This window comes from Bacillus sp. TL12 (assembly GCF_022625245.1).
Taxonomy (GTDB): Bacteria; Bacillota; Bacilli; order Bacillales; family Bacillaceae_G; genus Bacillus_A.
Genome location: NZ_JAJJBY010000001.1, coordinates 140,260 through 155,761, shown reverse-complemented (window position 1 = coordinate 155,761; position 15,502 = coordinate 140,260). Strand labels below are relative to the sequence as shown.

Sequence of the window (15,502 nt, the reverse complement as noted above, 5' to 3'; positions counted from 1 at the left end):
CCAGGTGTTTTTTTCCATGATGAAAAGAGGAGTATGTTATAATAAAAGAACAAAATTATATAGAGAATATAAGGAGGGCTTATGGAGAAGAAACAACATCGAAAAGAAAGTGTTATCCATCTATTGTATCGTTTGGTGATGATTGTCTTTGGAGCGGCATGTGCGGCGGTAGCAATTGAACTGTTTTTAATGCCGAACAAAATTATTGATGGTGGAATTATTGGTGTCTCCCTCATACTAGATTATCTTACTCCTAACATTTGGTGGTTGAGTTTTTCTACTTTGGTTGTTATCCTCAATATCCCGTTTATGTATTCTGGTTATAAACAAATCGGGAAAACATTCATGTTATCTTCTGCTTTTGGAATTGTGGCTTTAGCGTTTATTGAGTCAACATTACATACCTTTAAACCATTTACGACAGAGCCTATTTTAGCAACAGTTTTTGGTGGTCTTATTTTAGGGCTTGGTGTAGGGCTTGTTATTCGTCATGGTGGTTCATTGGATGGTACAGAAATTATGGGGATTTTATTAACAAAGAAATTACCGTTTTCTGTCGGTGAATTCGTGATGTTTGTAAATCTATTTATTTTTGCTTGGGCAGCATTTGTATTTGGTGTCGAGCAAGCGATGTATTCTGTTATGACATACTATATTGCTTTTAAAACGATTGATACGGTTATTCAAGGGTTGGATGAAACAAAAGCAGTATTAATTGTATCAGATCAATATGAAGAAGTATCAAATGCAATTTTACACCGCCTCGGTCGTGGGACAACGAAACTTGTTGCTAAAGGTGGTTATACAGATAAAGAAAAAGAGGTAATTTATGCAGTCGTTACACGTCTTGAAGTAACGAAATTAAAATCAATTGTCCATGAAATTGATGAAAACGCCTTTGTTACAATTATGAATACGCAAGAAACAAATGGTGGTAAATTTAAATCAGCTATTCATTAAAAGTATATGTTTAAAAAGAAGATAAAGAGAGGCGATCAATTCTGATGCGCGAAGAGTTGTGGTAGCTATCTTGGTCGTGATTTTTGAATATCCTTAAAAAGCAGAGAGATTTTCTCTGCTTTTTGTTATAATAATAAGGTTGCTTTAAATAAAGAATATATTTTAGGCAGATTGGTTTACAACTATAATAAGCTATACTATAATTTATATAGAAGTAAATCGGAATCATTCTGAATTAAAATAGGTGAGATACTATGAAAAATATGTTAGAAATAGAAGGATTGACATTTCGGTATGAAGATCGAAATGTGTTAGAAAATATTAATTTGCAAGTTCCTAAGGGGGCTTTTTTAGGTTTGGTTGGGCCAAATGGGTCTGGTAAATCGACCTTATTAAAGTGTATATTAGGTGTTTTGAAGCCGAAGAAAGGAAGTATTCGGTTATTTGATATTGATAGTAAGAAATTTAAAGAGTGGAATAAAATTGGTTATGTTTCACAAAAGGCTAACAGTTTTAATTCTGGTTTTCCAGCGACTGTCTTTGAAGTTGTTTCAATGGGACTTGTTTCAAAAAAGGGCCTATTTCGTTTCTTGAAGAAAGAGGATAAAGAAAAGGTTACAAAGGCAATTGCAGATGTAGGAATGAGCGAATTTCAAAATCGTAATATAGGAGAGCTTTCCGGTGGACAACAGCAACGTGTATTTATTGCACGTGCACTTGTAAGTAACCCGGAATTATTGATTTTGGACGAGCCTACAGTTGGGATTGATGTAAAGAGTGTGGAGAGCTTTTATGAGATACTAGAAGATTTAAATAAAAAACTAGGGATCACATTGATTTTGGTTACACATGATATGGGAGCTGTAACAGAGAAGGTGACGCATGTTGCATGTTTAAATCAGCATTTACATTTCCATGGAAATGTTGAGAAATTCCGAGAGTTAGAAGATGCGGAAATGTCGATTTTATATGGACATCATGTTCATCGTTTAGAGCATGACCATGAGCATCACGGGAGGATATAATGATACAGGATTTTTTACAATATGACTTTTTGCGTAATTCTTTATACGCTGGTATTTTAATAGGGCTTGTTGCGCCGTTAATCGGTGTGTTTGTTGTTATTCGCCGTTTGTCACTAATTGCAGATGCTTTAAGCCATGTGACATTATCAGGAATTGCCGCAAGTTTGTTACTTGAAAAAACGATTTTTACTGGTGGATTTTTAAATCCGTTATATATGGGGATGATTTTTTCAATGGGCGGGGCGCTATTGATTGAAAAGTTGCGTACTGTATATAAACATTACCAAGAGTTGGCGATTCCGATTATTCTCTCAGCAGGAATGGGAATAGGGGTTATCTTCATTTCGCTTGCTAATGGATTTAATACGGATTTATTTAGTTATTTATTTGGTAGCGTGAGCGCTGTAACGAGTACGGATTTAATTCTTATTGGTATTGTAGCAATCGTCGTTATTGCAACAATTATTTTATTATATAAAGAGTTATTTTTATTATCATTTGACGAAGAATATGCTGTATCAACAGGGCTTCGTACAAAATGGATTCACTTTATTTTCATTATTTTAGTGGCGCTTGTCATTGCGATATCTATGCGTGTTGTTGGGGTTCTTCTCGTGTCATCTTTAATGACATTACCAGTTGCAGCAAGTATCCGCATTGCAAAAGGATTTAAACAAACGATTTTCTTTTCCATTTTATTTGGTGAAATTTCCGTGATAGGTGGGCTGTTCGCTTCTTATCAGCTTGATTTAGCTCCAGGTGGTACAATTGTTATGCTAGCGGTTCTTATTTTAATCGGTGCAATCTTATGGAAGAAGAAAAAAACTGCATAAAGTAGGGATAGTTATGAATCTGACAGAAGCTTTACGCCTTATGAAAGAAAAAGGCTATAAACACACTGGAAAAAGGGAAGAAATGTTACGTTTATTTGCAGCCCATAATCGATATTTAACTGCAAAAGATGTTTTAGAGCATATGAAGGATGATTATCCAGGATTAAGTTTTGATACCATCTATCGTAATTTAACCGTATTTGCTGAAATTGGTGTTTTGGAGCAAACTGAATTAAATGGAGAAAAGCATTTTCGTTTTACATGCTCTATTATGGAACATCATCATCACTTTATTTGTTTGGATTGTGGTGGTACAAAAGAAATTACTTCCTGTCCAATGGATTTTATGAATAAAGATTTTAAGGGATATGAAGTAACAGGACATAAGTTTGAAATATATGGGCGTTGCCCAAAATGTGTAAAGTAAAAGCTCGCCAGTTATGAAACTGACGAGCTTTTTATTATTTTTGCTCTTGTTTTTCTTTTTCTTGATTTGCAGCCATTTCAGCAGCAATTACATCAATTTCTTTTTTCAGTTCTTCTACCATTGTTTCTTCCGGTACTTTACGAACGACTTTTCCTTTACGGAATAATAAACCTTCTCCGCGTGCACCAGCAATACCGATATCGGCTTCACGAGCTTCACCAGGACCGTTTACAGCGCAGCCAAGTACGGCAACTTTGATTGGTACTTTCAGCGTAGAGATATATTCTTCTACTTCATTTGCAATACTGATAAGGTCAATTTCAATACGACCGCATGTTGGACAAGAAATAAGTGTTGCAGCGTTCGATGCAAGACCGAATGATTTTAACAATTCACGAGCCACTTTTACTTCCTCAACTGGATCAGCACTTAATGAAATACGAAGTGTATTTCCGATACCTTTACTTAAAATAGCACCAAGACCGGCAGCACTTTTTACTGTTCCGGCGAATAGTGTTCCGGATTCTGTGATACCTAAGTGCAGTGGATAATTAAAAGCACGAGCTGCTTTTTCATATGCTTCAATTGCTAAATTAACATCAGAGGCTTTCATTGATACGATAATATCATGGAAATCTAAGTCCTCTAAAATTTTAATATGATGAAGAGCACTTTCAACCATACCATCTGCAGTAGGGTATCCATACTTTTCTAAAATATGACGTTCTAATGAACCAGCATTTACACCAATACGAATTGGAATACCGCGTTCTTTCGCAGCGTTTACAACAGCTTCTACTTTATGACGACGCCCGATGTTGCCTGGGTTGATACGTACTTTATCAATGCCACCTTCAATTGCTTTTAATGCAAGGCGATAATCGAAGTGAATATCAGCAACAAGTGGGATGTTAATTTGTTTTTTAATATCAGCAATTGCGTTTGCTGCACGTTCGTCTGGAACAGCAACGCGGACGATTTGACAACCCGCTTCTTCTAAACGTTTGATTTCAGCAACAGTTGCTTCCACATCATGTGTTTTTGTAGTTGTCATACTTTGTATAATTAATTCATTATTACCGCCAATTGTTAAATTACCGACTTTAACAGGACGTGTTTTTGTACGATGAGTCATTTCATTCACGAATAGATCGCTCTCCTTATAAAAGAAGTTTCTTATTTTGTGTTTCATATCAAATATAGTATATGTGATATGAAGCAATAGAAACCTATATGCTCGGTTTCACTTTTACTATTGTATCAGCGCCTTTATGTAATTGACAAGGATTAAGTGATTGCTCATTGATATAACGGAAATTTGTAAGATTTTCCGATCTGTATTTTTGTTGCAGACGTATCTTTATTTAACTGTTTAAAATCACCGATGACCTTTTCAATAGAAGGAATTTTTTTCTTATTAATCGCTTCTGTAATCGATAAAACGGTATCTCCTGTTTTTACTTCAATTGCTTTATACTGTACATCTGTTTCTTTTTTTGCTTTTGTATCAACATTTTCTTTTTTTACAGTTTGGGCAGCTGTTGTTTTTTTGTATGAACTTAACATTGGTAAAGTACCAATTTTAATATCGTAATAAAACACGTAACCGAGAACAAGCACAAGTAAGAGTGCACCAAGTCTCTTCATATTCCTCACTCCTTTGTTAGGAAATATATGCTTGTCCAAAAAAAAAATGCCAAAATGGCATTTTTTATAGTTCGTGTTTTTCTTTAGGTTTTGGTATTTCTTTAATTGTTAAATACAGCACGATTAAAATGATGGCAGTGTACAGATAGAATGTTCCTGGCACATTTATGTTTAATGCATTCATAATCATAAAGAAAATAGTTGGAATCGTATAGCTGTAAGCTGTTAATGTCCAAACTTGTTTGTAAGATACTTTTCGCTGACCAACCATTGCTGAACCGATAAAGGCTAAAATAGTTGTGCCTAAGAACGAAATGAATAATTGGAACAGGTAGATGGCTATTCCAACACCAAACATGAGAAATGGATAGACATTATCAATGGCTGATACAATGCCTTGGATATCCTTTTTCTCAAATGTCCCATTACCGAAGTCGCTGTAAGATTGACTTTGTGTTTGATTGTTATTCATAGATACAACTTTATCTTTTAAAACGAATACACCTTGTTTATTTGCATACGCATTCGTATCTGTTGCATTAGGATCAAATACAAAAACAAAATTTCCATCTTCTTTTATAATAGGTTCTTTGACGTCAGCGTGAAGTTCACCATTCTCAATTTTAAAATCGGGGAGATCTTTTTCAATGGATTGATGTACAGAAGAAACAACATCTTGTACGAAGTTTCCGAATATGAAAGTTTTAGGGATCGTTGCGATGAAACACAATAACATGACGTATAGAATTGTTTTTCCCATTTTTTGAAAACGAAAAAGGGCCATATCCTTTGGCGAATATAAACTTTTTATTAGTTGTGTAAAGATGGACATCTATTCACTTCCTTTGCTATATGTATGATAGATTGATGCATAAAGTCATTGTAACGTACGCATCTAGTGAATCACAAGCTATATCGTATGAAATAAGGTTAATGTTCTGGTAGTTGGACTGTATAGAGGATTTATTACTTATAAATTTAGGTGGGGAGAGCATCCGTCTGAAGCGATTAAATCTTTTTCCTGCCCTGTGCGAAATGAAAACAAAGGGAGGAAATGAGTGTAGGCTATTTTTTGTTCTGCGTAGCAGAAAGGTAAAAATATAATTGACACTTTTCTTTTTTATATGGTAAATTTATCTTACATTTCTTAATTGATATATCTTACAGTTTTCAGCTTTTATGAATGTTCTTTGGAGATTTGGTGGTGAATCTGAATTTTAATCACCGCTATATACATAATTTTGGACCCTTAGCTCAGCTGGTTAGAGCAGACGGCTCATAACCGTCCGGTCGTAGGTTCGAGTCCTACAGGGTCCATATCCATTTCATATGTTTATCATGTAGACGAAAAGCTTCCTTGTAGAAGGGAGCTTTTTTTTACGAAATATATGAGCATTTTGTTTGAAAAGAAATGGGAATTTTGCTACGTTAGTGATAGCAAGACAATGTGATTTAATTTGTTTTCACCCTATGGCAATTAGGGTAAAATGAAGTTGTATGCTAAATTATTTTGGCAATACATAAAATGGGAGGAATGTAACAATGGCAAAACATGAATTACCAAATTTACCTTATGCGTATGATGCTTTAGAACCTCATTTTGATAAAGAAACAATGAACATCCATCATACAAAACACCACAACACTTACGTAACAAACTTAAATGCTGCGTTAGAAGGTCATGCAGAACTAGCTGACAAAAGTGTTGAAGAATTAGTTGCAAACTTAAATGAAGTACCAGAAGCAATTCGTACTGCAGTACGTAACAATGGTGGCGGACATGTGAACCACACTTTCTTCTGGACAATTCTATCTCCAAATGGTGGTGGACAACCAGTAGGTGAACTTGCAGCTGCAATTGAAGCGAAATTCGGTAGCTTTGATGCATTCAAAGAAGAGTTCGCAAAAGCTGGTGCAACTCGCTTCGGTTCTGGTTGGGCTTGGTTAGTAGTAAACAATGGTGAGCTAGAAGTAACAAGCACTCCAAACCAGGATTCTCCTTTAACAGAAGGTAAAACTCCAGTTATCGGTTTAGACGTTTGGGAACATGCGTACTACTTGCATTACCAAAACCGTCGTCCTGACTACATCGGTGCATTCTGGAACGTTGTAGACTGGAACGCGGCTGAAAAACGTTACCAAGAAGCTAAGTAATATCGCTTATTCCGTTTTATTTAAGTCGATATTGAAGAAGCTAGGGGAATATTCTCCTAGCTTTTTTGTATGCTTTCTTTTACATAATTGCGTCGGTCTTTGGAAGACTAGAACATGAAGTAAAGGAGAGTTATGTATGAAGTGGAAACATGTAATTGGCGATGTCGAGGTGAATCGTGATTTAGTATTGTTACTTGTTATGGGGGGATTATATACGCTCGCGATTTCTTTATCCAACACGTTTGTTAACATTTATTTATGGAAACAAACACAAAATTATGTGAACCTTGGAGTGTATAATTTAGCAAGCGTTGTATTGCAGCCATTAACATTTCTTTTTGCAGGGAAATTGGCAAAGCGGATAGATCGTGCTATTTTACTGCGAATTGGTGTAGGAACATTAGCGACTTTTTTTGTTGTTGTTTTACTCGCAGGAACACGTGCTTCACATTATATTCTATTACTTGGTGGTCTTCTAGGAATTGGATATGGTTTTTATTGGCTGGCATTTAATTTGTTGACGTTTGAAATTACAGAGCCTGAAACACGTGACTTTTTTAACGGTTTTCTCGGTTTGTTAACATCTTTCTCTGGAATGATTGGGCCAATAGCAGCTGGGTATACGATTTCGCGTATGGAGAAGTGGACTGGGTATACGATTATCTTTTTTCTTTCATTAACTTTATTTGCAATTGCTGTTGTCATAAGTTTCTTTTTATCGAAAAGAGAATGTGAAGGACGCTATGAAATTGTTCAAGTTTTGAAAGAACGTAAGATCGATAAAAACTGGGGAAGGATTACACGCGCACATTTTTTTCAAGGATTGAGAGAAGGAACGTTTGTTTTTGTTATTTCTGTATACGTCTATTTAGCATCAGGAAGTGAATTTGGGCTAGGGAAATATAGTTTAGTCAATTCAGCTGTATCTTTTATATGCTACTATTTGGTTGCGCGTATATTAAGAAAGGAATGGAGAAAAAAAGCGATTTTACTTGGTGGGATTATTTTGTATGTCGTCGTATTTTTAGTTATTTTTCACGTTACATATGTAAAATTACTCATTTATGCAGCATGTATCGCTATTGCTTACCCAATTTTACTCGTTCCATATGGTTCTATGACATATGATGTAATTGGAAGAGCAAAGCAAGCCAGAGAGTGGCGTGTTGAGTATATTGTTGTACGAGAGCTATGGCTGAACAGCGGGAGAATATGTTCTGTTTTAAGTTTCTTATGTGCAGTATCATTTTTTCCACCAGAAAAAAGCTTACCTGTTTTATTATGTATTCTTGGAGCTGGACATTTACTTATTTATTTTGCTGTTAGAAATGTCAAATATGGAGAAGGGAATCCAAATAAAACAAGGATTCCAGCACCTGAAACAACACAAAATCATACCGAACGAGAAGGTTAACTTCTTCCGGGTTTTATGCTAGAATAAAAAGACATGTAAAACAGCAGTGAGGACACCTGTAACTAGGTGTCCCTTTCCTATTACATAGCTGTTGGTAGAGGGGGTTCGTATGAGTAAAAAGAAGAAAAAAAAGAAGACCCACGTTCCGTTCCGGCTTAACGTGTTGTTTTTTTGTGTGTTTTTAATGTTTTCAGCAATCATTGTGAAGCTTGGAATGGTACAAATTGTACATGGTGAAGATTATAAAAATGAGGTTGAAAAAAAGGAAAACTCAACAGTAAGCAATCCGGTTCCACGCGGGAAAATTTTTGACAGATATGGTCGAGCTGTTGTGGATAATAACCCGGTTCGTACAATTACGTTTACAAGAATGAAGGGTTCAACTTCAGAAGAACGTTTAGAGACGGCGAAAAAATTGGCAAAGCTAATTGAAGTATCGCCAGATAAATTAACAGAACGTGATAAAAAAGATTATTGGCTTTCGTTACATGAAGAGGAAGCGAAAGAAAAGATTACAAAGAAAGACCAAGCAGAATTTAAAGCAAAGAAAATTGATGATAAAGAAATTGCAGAGCGTCAGCGTAATCGTGTGACAGAGGCGGAAATCAATCAATTAACAGCGGAAGATTTAGAAATACTTGCAATTAAGAGTAAGATGGACGGCGGATATGCAATGACGCCGCAAATCATAAAAAAAGATGTAACACCAGAAGAATATGCAATCATTAGTGAAAACTTAGCGTTGTTACCAGGTATCGATACGACAGTTGATTGGGATCGTAAATACACTTATGATGATATGTTCCGCAGTGTACTTGGTGGTGTGACAAGCTCAGATGAAGGGTTACCAAGGGAACGATTAGATTATTTCCTTGTTCGAGATTATAATCGTAACGACCGCGTTGGTAAAAGTTATATTGAACAGCAATATGAGGATACACTTCACGGTACAAAAGCAGAAGTGAGAAATATTACAGATAAAGACGGAAATATTTTAGAAACGATAAATGTATCCAAAGGGCAACGAGGCAACGACCTGAATTTAACAATTGATATGGAACTGCAAAAACGTGTAGAAGAAATTCTTACAAAGAGTTTAAAACAATATGCAGGATCAGAGCCACTTTTAGATAGAGCATTTGTTGTGATGATGAATCCGAAAAATGGTGAAGTTTTATCTATGGCTGGGAAACAAATCGTAGAGGAAAATGGAACGAAAGAGATAAAAGACTACGCACTAGGAACGATGACAAGTGCATATCCGATGGGTTCAACCGTGAAAGGTGCTACGATACTAACGGGATATCAAACAGGCGCAATTCAGCCTGGGACAACATTATTGGATGAGCCGATTAAATTGAAAGGTACACCAGTAAAAGCTTCTTGGAAAACGATGGGTTATATTAATGACCTCACTGCCTTAAAAATGTCTTCTAACGTATACATGTTTAAAACAGCTATGAATATTGCTGGAGTACCATATGTTCGAGGTGGTACATTAGATATTAAGAAAAAAGCATTCGATGAGATGCGTTATTATTTTGGACAGTTTGGACTTGGAGTGAAAACAGGAATTGATTTACCAAATGAAATATCCGGTCAGAGGGGATTAGGATCCCAACCAGGTTTCTTATTAGACTTATCGATTGGACAATATGATACGTATACACCGCTTCAACTTGCACAATATGTTTCAACAATTGCAAATGGTGGCTATCGTATGCAACCACAAATTGTAAAAGAAATTCGTCAACCGACATCTAAACCAGATGAAGTTGGAAAAGTGATTCAATCGATGGAACCGAAAGTGTTAAATCGTGTTGATATGCCTGAAGATCAAATCAAACGTGTTCAAGAAGGATTTAGACAAGTATTTAATGAGTCAGGTGGTACAGGAGCAAAATACTTTAGTAACGCACCATATAAAGCTGCTGGAAAGACAGGGACAGCGCAAACATTTTATGGCGGTAATAAAGACATCGGAAGAAATGCAAAAGGCGAGCCTGTACCAACTTATAACTTAACATTAGTAGGTTATGCACCGCTTGATAACCCTGAAGTTGCATTCTCTGTTGTTGTTCCATGGGTACACAACGATAAGTCTGGAGTTAACGGAGATATCGGTCGTGCCATTACGGATGCTTACTTTGAACTGAAGAAACAAGAAATTACAGGGGAAGCACCTAAGGACGAAAAAGGTAAAAAAGAAGAATAAAAAATATGTAAATTTGGCACACTATCTCAAAAGATAGTGTGCTTTTTTTGTATTTTATGCATAGAGTATAGTAATTGTGGACAAGCGTATCATATGCGAAAAATGAAATGCTGAAAAAATGAACACTCTCATAGTCTGACCGGTCATATATTTACTTTTGAGAAGAGAAGTGAAAATGAGAAAAGAGCATCGTATTCCTTCATGTTAAGTTGAACTTTACAAAACTTTTACAAATTATTAAAACCGGATTAATAGTTCGGCAGTATTCTTATATCTGTAATCCTGTTACTTCGGGATACTTCTAGGAGGAACTACACGTGAAGTGGACAAGGAAATGTATCAAGATTTTCGCAATATCGATATGCCTTGCGTTTTCGTATGCGTCTACTACATCTGCTGCTAATGATGTGAGGGAAGTGAGAGTTGATGGATCCTCAACCGTCTTTCCCATTATGGAAGCGATAGCGGAAGAGTACACAAAAAAAGATCCGCGTGTAAAAATTTCTATTAGTATATCTGGGACAGGGGGAGGATTTCACCGTTTTGGAAAAGGTGAAGTAGACATTAATAATGCTTCACGAAAGGTGAAACAAGTAGAAGAAGACTTTATGAGAAAAAACTCCATCCAGTTTACACCATTTGAAATTGCTTATGATGGTCTCACAATCATTGTGAATCGTCAAAATACATGGGCAGATAATATGACGACAGAGGAATTACGTCTATTATGGAGTGAAAATGGAAAAACGAAAAGATGGTCACATATTCATCCAGGGTGGCCACGCGAAAAAGTACAATTTTATGCGCCGGGTGTGGATTCTGGCACATATGATTATTTTCAAAGTGCTATCTTGCAAAACAATCGTCTTGCAAAAACAGTTTCTTTATCTGAGGACGATCAAGTCATTGTGCAAGGGGTAATGAATGATAAAAATGCAATTGCATTTGTGGGATATGCGTATTATATGGCAAATCAGGATAAGGTAAAGGCCATAAAAGTAAATGGTGTACGACCAACGAAAGAAACCATTCAATCAGGTGCCTATAAGCCATTGTCAAGATCATTATTTGCTTATGTAAATCATGATTCTATTCGAAATAAAAGCAGTGTGGCAGAGTATGTGACATTTATGATGCAACATGCGGGCAGACTTGCTGAAGAAGTCGGATATGTTAAGTTACCCCCACAAAAATATAATGAACAGCTGCGAATGTTAACAGAAATAAAAAGATAATGTCAGGGTGGAAAGGGGTTTTCATCTTTGGCTCGAAATGACAAAAGTCAAATTACATTTTCTGTGCAACATTTGATTGAAAGAAATACAATCAAAAGAAAAAAAACGCAGCGAATCAATCGAATGGTTCCGTTACTATTAAAGGCAATTGCTAGCGTATCGATTATAACAACAATCGGAATTATTGTTACGTTAGCGAATGAAACGATTATGTTTTTTCATGAAATATCAATATATTCTTTTTTCACTGAAAAAGAATGGCTACCATTTTTTGAAGAGCCGAAGTTTGGAATACTTCCTCTCATATGTGGGACCGTACTTGTAACAACAATTGCTATGATAGTGGCAATTCCAATTGGAATAGGATGTGCCATATTTTTAAATGAATATGCTTCACACTTTGTTAGAAAAGTGTTAAAGCCCATTTTAGAACTACTAGCAGGAATTCCTACAATTGTATATGGTTTTTTTGCTTTAACAATTGTCACACCAGCCCTGCAGCGTATCATTCCAGATTTACAGTTTTTTAATGCGATTAGTCCAGGGGTTGTTATAGGGATTATGATGGTCCCAACAATTGCTTCTCTTTCTGAAGATGCGATGGGAGCTGTGTCTAAAGGAATAAAAGAAGCCTCACTTGGGCTAGGGGCCACACGTTTTGAAACTGTGCGAAAGGTTGTATTTCCAGCTGCGTTTACCGGTATTATGGCTGCAATTCTATTAGCGGCTTCACGTGCAATTGGTGAAACAATGATTGTGGTTATTGCTGGAGGTTCAACGCCAAATGTATCGATAGATCCGACGCACTCTATTCAAACGTTAACGGCTTATATTGTGCAAGTAAGTTTAGGTGATGCTCCTCATGGAACGATTACGTACTATAGCATGTATGCTGTAGGTGCGACGTTACTTATGTTTACATTCATGATGAATATGATTTCACAGCAGATTATGCGCCGTTTTAGAAAGGCGATATAAGATGCGAATGCTGAATCATAAGAAAATAAAAGAAAATATGGCATCTCGTTTTTGGAAGGATCAAATATATAAGTCGATTTCTTATATGACAATGCTATTTTCTATTTGCATACTAATTGTATTGCTTTATCAAATATTTGAAAAAGGTGTAAGTTATCTTTCAATAGATTTTTTTATGAACTTTGCTTCGCGTAATCCAATGCAAGCTGGTATTGCCGCTGCATTGTCAGGAACAATTTTATTTATGAGCATAGTAGTGCCAGTTTCCTTTGTATTTGGGGTAGGTACAGCTCTTTATTTAGAAAATTATGCAAAGCACTCTGTATTCACAAGGATCATAGAATTAAATATTCAAACATTAGCGGGTGTGCCATCTGTTGTGTTTGGATTGCTTGGTTTAACCATCTTTGTATATGGTCTTCAGTTAGGGGAGAGTATCGTAACAGCAGCATTTACAATGAGTCTTCTTGTATTACCAACTGTTGTTGTTTCGAGTCAAGAAGCGATTCGTATGGTACCGAGTTCTCTGCTAGAAGCCTCGTATGGCGTTGGTGCTACCAAATGGCAAACGATGTATCAGATTGTATTGCCAACTGCCTTGCCAGGAATTTTAACGGGATGTGTTTTGGCGTTATCGAGGGCAATTGGAGAAGCAGCACCACTATTAGTCATTGGTGCGCTCGCTTTTGCTAATTATATCCCATTTAACATGTTTGATAGATTTACAGTTTTACCAATTCAAATTTTTAATTGGATGAGTAGACCGCAAGAGGAATTTCAACATGTGGCAGCAGCCGGTATGATTGTTTTACTAGGATTGTTGCTTATTATGAATGCGGTTGTCTTATGGTTACGAAATCGTAAGTAGTGGATGAAAGGGGAATTCAAGATGGTAGCAACAGTAGTAAATGTACAGGTGAAAAATGAAACAAAAATTGAGTCAGCAACGAAGAAGGGTGTATTCGATACAAAAAATTTAAACTTATGGTATGGAGAAGATCATGCATTAAAAGACGTGAATTTAAGTATTCATGAGAATGAGGTAACGGCAATCATTGGACCGAGTGGTTGCGGGAAATCAACATATTTAAAAACGTTAAACCGTATGGTAGAGCTAGTACCGATCGTTCGTACGACGGGAGTAATTGAATATCGTGATCGAAATATTTTTGATAAGTCATATCCTGTTGAAGAATTACGTACACATGTTGGAATGGTATTCCAAAAGCCGAATCCATTTCCGAAATCTATCTATGAAAATGTGGCTTATGGTCCAAAAATCCATGGTATTCGTGATAAGAAAACACTTGATGCAATTGTTGAAAAAAGTTTGCGTGGTGCGGCGATTTGGGATGAATTAAAAGATAGATTGCACGATAATGCATATGGTTTGTCGGGTGGACAACAACAGCGTTTATGTATTGCTCGTTGTTTAGCGATTGAGCCGGATGTCATCTTAATGGATGAACCAACATCAGCATTGGATCCGATTTCTACATTAAAAGTTGAAGAATTAATTCAAGAGTTAAAGAAAGATTTTAGTATTGTCATTGTAACGCATAATATGCAACAAGCTGCACGTATCTCTGATAAGACAGCTTTCTTCCTAAGCGGTGAGGTTGTTGAATATACAGATACAAATAAATTATTTACGACTCCTACAGATAAACGAACAGAAGATTATATTACAGGACGATTTGGTTAATATTTTTGGGAGTAAAGCCCCTCTTGCAAGGGGCTTTTATTACTTTATATATACGCAACAGTTAAAGGGGGAAACAACGTGGTAAGGGGGCAATTTCATTATGACTTACAAACATTACAGCAAAAGGTGATTGAACTTGGAGAATTGGCAGGAGAAGCCCTTTCTCGTTCTATGGAAGGACTTCGGAAGAGAGATGTAGAGACAGCGTTAGAAGTCATTGATGGTGATTACCGTATGGATAATTTAGAAGAAGAAATTAATGACCTTGCACTTATGTTAATTACAAAGCAGCAACCAGTTGCGAGTGATTTACGAAGAATTTTTGTTTCGATTAAAACGGCAACAGATTTAGAGCGTATTGCAGATCATGCTGTAAATATTGCGAAATCAACAATTCGGCTTGGAGAAAAAGATGTATCTGTCAACTTAAAGAGTTTAGAGCAAATGTTTACGATTGCTACGAATATGTTAAAGTTATCGTTAGAAGCATATCAAGAAGAAAATTTAACCTCTGCAAAACAAATTGCAGAGATGGATGATTCTGTTGATGAAATATACGGGAGAGCGATTCGTGAGTTTATTTCATCTATCCCTGAGCATCCTGAAGCGATTACGCAAATTACACAATTATCTTTTATTGCACGATACATTGAACGTGTAGCAGATCACATTACGAATATTGCCGAGAATGTTTTTTATTTAGTGAAAGGGAAACATTATTTGTTAAATGAATAAGAAGAAAATGTGAGCAAGTGATGCAATATCACTTGCTTTTTTTGTCAAAACATGACAAAAAAACCTCGTTGTTTTGTTTCATCTATGATGATAAGATGTATCATAATATGGAAAAATAAAACAATATAAGGGTCATTTATTTTTTTAAGAATACCGAATGCTGGAATTTTAATA

The 15,502-nt window shown here is 36.0% G+C and carries 15 protein-coding genes and 1 tRNA gene; 13 read left to right on the top strand and 3 right to left on the bottom strand.

Annotated features, from left to right (window positions below; translation table 11 throughout):
• Positions 1 to 81: 81 nt before the first annotated feature.
• The 4 genes from LOK41_RS00895 (at position 82) to LOK41_RS00880 (ending at position 3,245) form a co-directional block, all read left to right on the top strand.
• Positions 82 to 960: a YitT family protein gene (locus LOK41_RS00895; protein ID WP_174098984.1), complete on the top strand. Its 879-nt coding sequence runs from the start codon at positions 82 to 84 to the stop codon at positions 958 to 960.
• A gap of 254 nt (positions 961 to 1,214) precedes the next feature.
• Entirely contained in the window at positions 1,215 to 1,985 is a 771-nt protein-coding gene (locus LOK41_RS00890; RefSeq protein ID WP_241814791.1) for a metal ABC transporter ATP-binding protein, read from the top strand.
• The gene (locus tag LOK41_RS00885; RefSeq protein WP_174098986.1) at positions 1,985 to 2,818 is read left to right on the top strand and encodes a metal ABC transporter permease; all 834 of its coding nucleotides are present in this window, start codon (positions 1,985 to 1,987) and stop codon (positions 2,816 to 2,818) included. Before LOK41_RS00890 ends, LOK41_RS00885 begins: the two co-directional genes overlap by 1 nt.
• Before the next feature lie 13 nt (positions 2,819 to 2,831).
• The gene (locus LOK41_RS00880) at positions 2,832 to 3,245 is read left to right on the top strand and encodes a Fur family transcriptional regulator (RefSeq protein WP_241814790.1); all 414 of its coding nucleotides are present in this window, start codon (positions 2,832 to 2,834) and stop codon (positions 3,243 to 3,245) included.
• A 34-nt stretch (positions 3,246 to 3,279) separates the two neighbouring features.
• Here the strand turns inward: LOK41_RS00880 and ispG are convergent, their stop codons facing one another.
• From ispG to LOK41_RS00865, 3 genes are all read right to left on the bottom strand, one after another.
• A complete protein-coding gene (ispG, locus tag LOK41_RS00875) occupies positions 3,280 to 4,380 on the bottom strand; it encodes a flavodoxin-dependent (E)-4-hydroxy-3-methylbut-2-enyl-diphosphate synthase (protein ID WP_174099303.1) in 1,101 nt (366 codons plus the stop codon).
• A gap of 164 nt (positions 4,381 to 4,544) precedes the next feature.
• Positions 4,545 to 4,892, bottom strand: coding sequence for a hypothetical protein (locus tag LOK41_RS00870; RefSeq protein WP_241814789.1), 348 nt, complete (start codon positions 4,890 to 4,892; stop codon positions 4,545 to 4,547).
• A gap of 64 nt (positions 4,893 to 4,956) precedes the next feature.
• The gene (locus LOK41_RS00865; RefSeq protein WP_174098989.1) at positions 4,957 to 5,724 is read right to left on the bottom strand and encodes a DUF1189 domain-containing protein; all 768 of its coding nucleotides are present in this window, start codon (positions 5,722 to 5,724) and stop codon (positions 4,957 to 4,959) included.
• A 411-nt stretch (positions 5,725 to 6,135) separates the two neighbouring features.
• Between LOK41_RS00865 and LOK41_RS00860 the strand changes: the two genes are divergently transcribed.
• The 9 genes from LOK41_RS00860 to phoU all read left to right on the top strand — a co-directional run bounded on the left by LOK41_RS00860 (position 6,136) and on the right by phoU (position 15,328).
• A tRNA-Ile gene (locus tag LOK41_RS00860) sits at positions 6,136 to 6,209 on the top strand.
• Positions 6,210 to 6,434: 225 nt separating this feature from the next.
• Positions 6,435 to 7,046 carry a superoxide dismutase [Mn] gene (gene sodA, locus LOK41_RS00855; protein WP_174098990.1) on the top strand — a complete coding sequence of 204 codons (612 nt, stop codon included), beginning with the start codon at positions 6,435 to 6,437 and terminating at the stop codon, positions 7,044 to 7,046.
• A 136-nt stretch (positions 7,047 to 7,182) separates the two neighbouring features.
• On the top strand, positions 7,183 to 8,460 hold the full coding sequence (locus LOK41_RS00850) for an MFS transporter (protein WP_241814788.1): 1,278 nt from the start codon (positions 7,183 to 7,185) through the stop codon (positions 8,458 to 8,460).
• Positions 8,461 to 8,569: 109 nt separating this feature from the next.
• Positions 8,570 to 10,675: a peptidoglycan D,D-transpeptidase FtsI family protein gene (locus tag LOK41_RS00845; protein ID WP_241814787.1), complete on the top strand. Its 2,106-nt coding sequence runs from the start codon at positions 8,570 to 8,572 to the stop codon at positions 10,673 to 10,675.
• Between the two features lie 317 nt (positions 10,676 to 10,992).
• On the top strand, positions 10,993 to 11,910 hold the full coding sequence (locus LOK41_RS00840) for a PstS family phosphate ABC transporter substrate-binding protein (protein WP_241814786.1): 918 nt from the start codon (positions 10,993 to 10,995) through the stop codon (positions 11,908 to 11,910).
• Positions 11,911 to 11,937: 27 nt separating this feature from the next.
• Positions 11,938 to 12,888: a phosphate ABC transporter permease subunit PstC gene (gene pstC, locus LOK41_RS00835; protein ID WP_174098994.1), complete on the top strand. Its 951-nt coding sequence runs from the start codon at positions 11,938 to 11,940 to the stop codon at positions 12,886 to 12,888.
• A gap of 1 nt (position 12,889) precedes the next feature.
• A complete protein-coding gene (gene pstA / locus LOK41_RS00830) occupies positions 12,890 to 13,756 on the top strand; it encodes a phosphate ABC transporter permease PstA (RefSeq protein ID WP_241814785.1) in 867 nt (288 codons plus the stop codon).
• 21 nt (positions 13,757 to 13,777) lie between these two features.
• Entirely contained in the window at positions 13,778 to 14,593 is an 816-nt protein-coding gene (gene pstB, locus LOK41_RS00825) for a phosphate ABC transporter ATP-binding protein (RefSeq protein WP_241814784.1), read from the top strand.
• Positions 14,594 to 14,671: 78 nt separating this feature from the next.
• Entirely contained in the window at positions 14,672 to 15,328 is a 657-nt protein-coding gene (gene phoU / locus LOK41_RS00820) for a phosphate signaling complex protein PhoU (RefSeq protein WP_241814783.1), read from the top strand.
• Positions 15,329 to 15,502 lie beyond the last annotated feature (174 nt).

What these genes read in the sequence shown, in the direction of transcription:
- LOK41_RS00895 (WP_174098984.1), top strand. Translation starts at nt 82, where the DNA reads ATGGAGAAGAAACAACATCGAAAAGAAAGTGTTATCCATCTATTGTAT.
- LOK41_RS00890 (WP_241814791.1), top strand. Translation starts at nt 1,215, where the DNA reads ATGAAAAATATGTTAGAAATAGAAGGATTGACATTTCGGTATGAAGAT.
- LOK41_RS00885 (WP_174098986.1), top strand. Translation starts at nt 1,985, where the DNA reads ATGATACAGGATTTTTTACAATATGACTTTTTGCGTAATTCTTTATAC.
- LOK41_RS00880 (WP_241814790.1), top strand. Translation starts at nt 2,832, where the DNA reads ATGAATCTGACAGAAGCTTTACGCCTTATGAAAGAAAAAGGCTATAAA.
- ispG (WP_174099303.1), bottom strand. Translation starts at nt 4,380, where the DNA reads ATGACTCATCGTACAAAAACACGTCCTGTTAAAGTCGGTAATTTAACA.
- LOK41_RS00870 (WP_241814789.1), bottom strand. Translation starts at nt 4,892, where the DNA reads ATGAAGAGACTTGGTGCACTCTTACTTGTGCTTGTTCTCGGTTACGTG.
- LOK41_RS00865 (WP_174098989.1), bottom strand. Translation starts at nt 5,724, where the DNA reads ATGTCCATCTTTACACAACTAATAAAAAGTTTATATTCGCCAAAGGAT.
- sodA (WP_174098990.1), top strand. Translation starts at nt 6,435, where the DNA reads ATGGCAAAACATGAATTACCAAATTTACCTTATGCGTATGATGCTTTA.
- LOK41_RS00850 (WP_241814788.1), top strand. Translation starts at nt 7,183, where the DNA reads ATGAAGTGGAAACATGTAATTGGCGATGTCGAGGTGAATCGTGATTTA.
- LOK41_RS00845 (WP_241814787.1), top strand. Translation starts at nt 8,570, where the DNA reads ATGAGTAAAAAGAAGAAAAAAAAGAAGACCCACGTTCCGTTCCGGCTT.
- pstA (WP_241814785.1), top strand. Translation starts at nt 12,890, where the DNA reads ATGCGAATGCTGAATCATAAGAAAATAAAAGAAAATATGGCATCTCGT.
- pstB (WP_241814784.1), top strand. Translation starts at nt 13,778, where the DNA reads ATGGTAGCAACAGTAGTAAATGTACAGGTGAAAAATGAAACAAAAATT.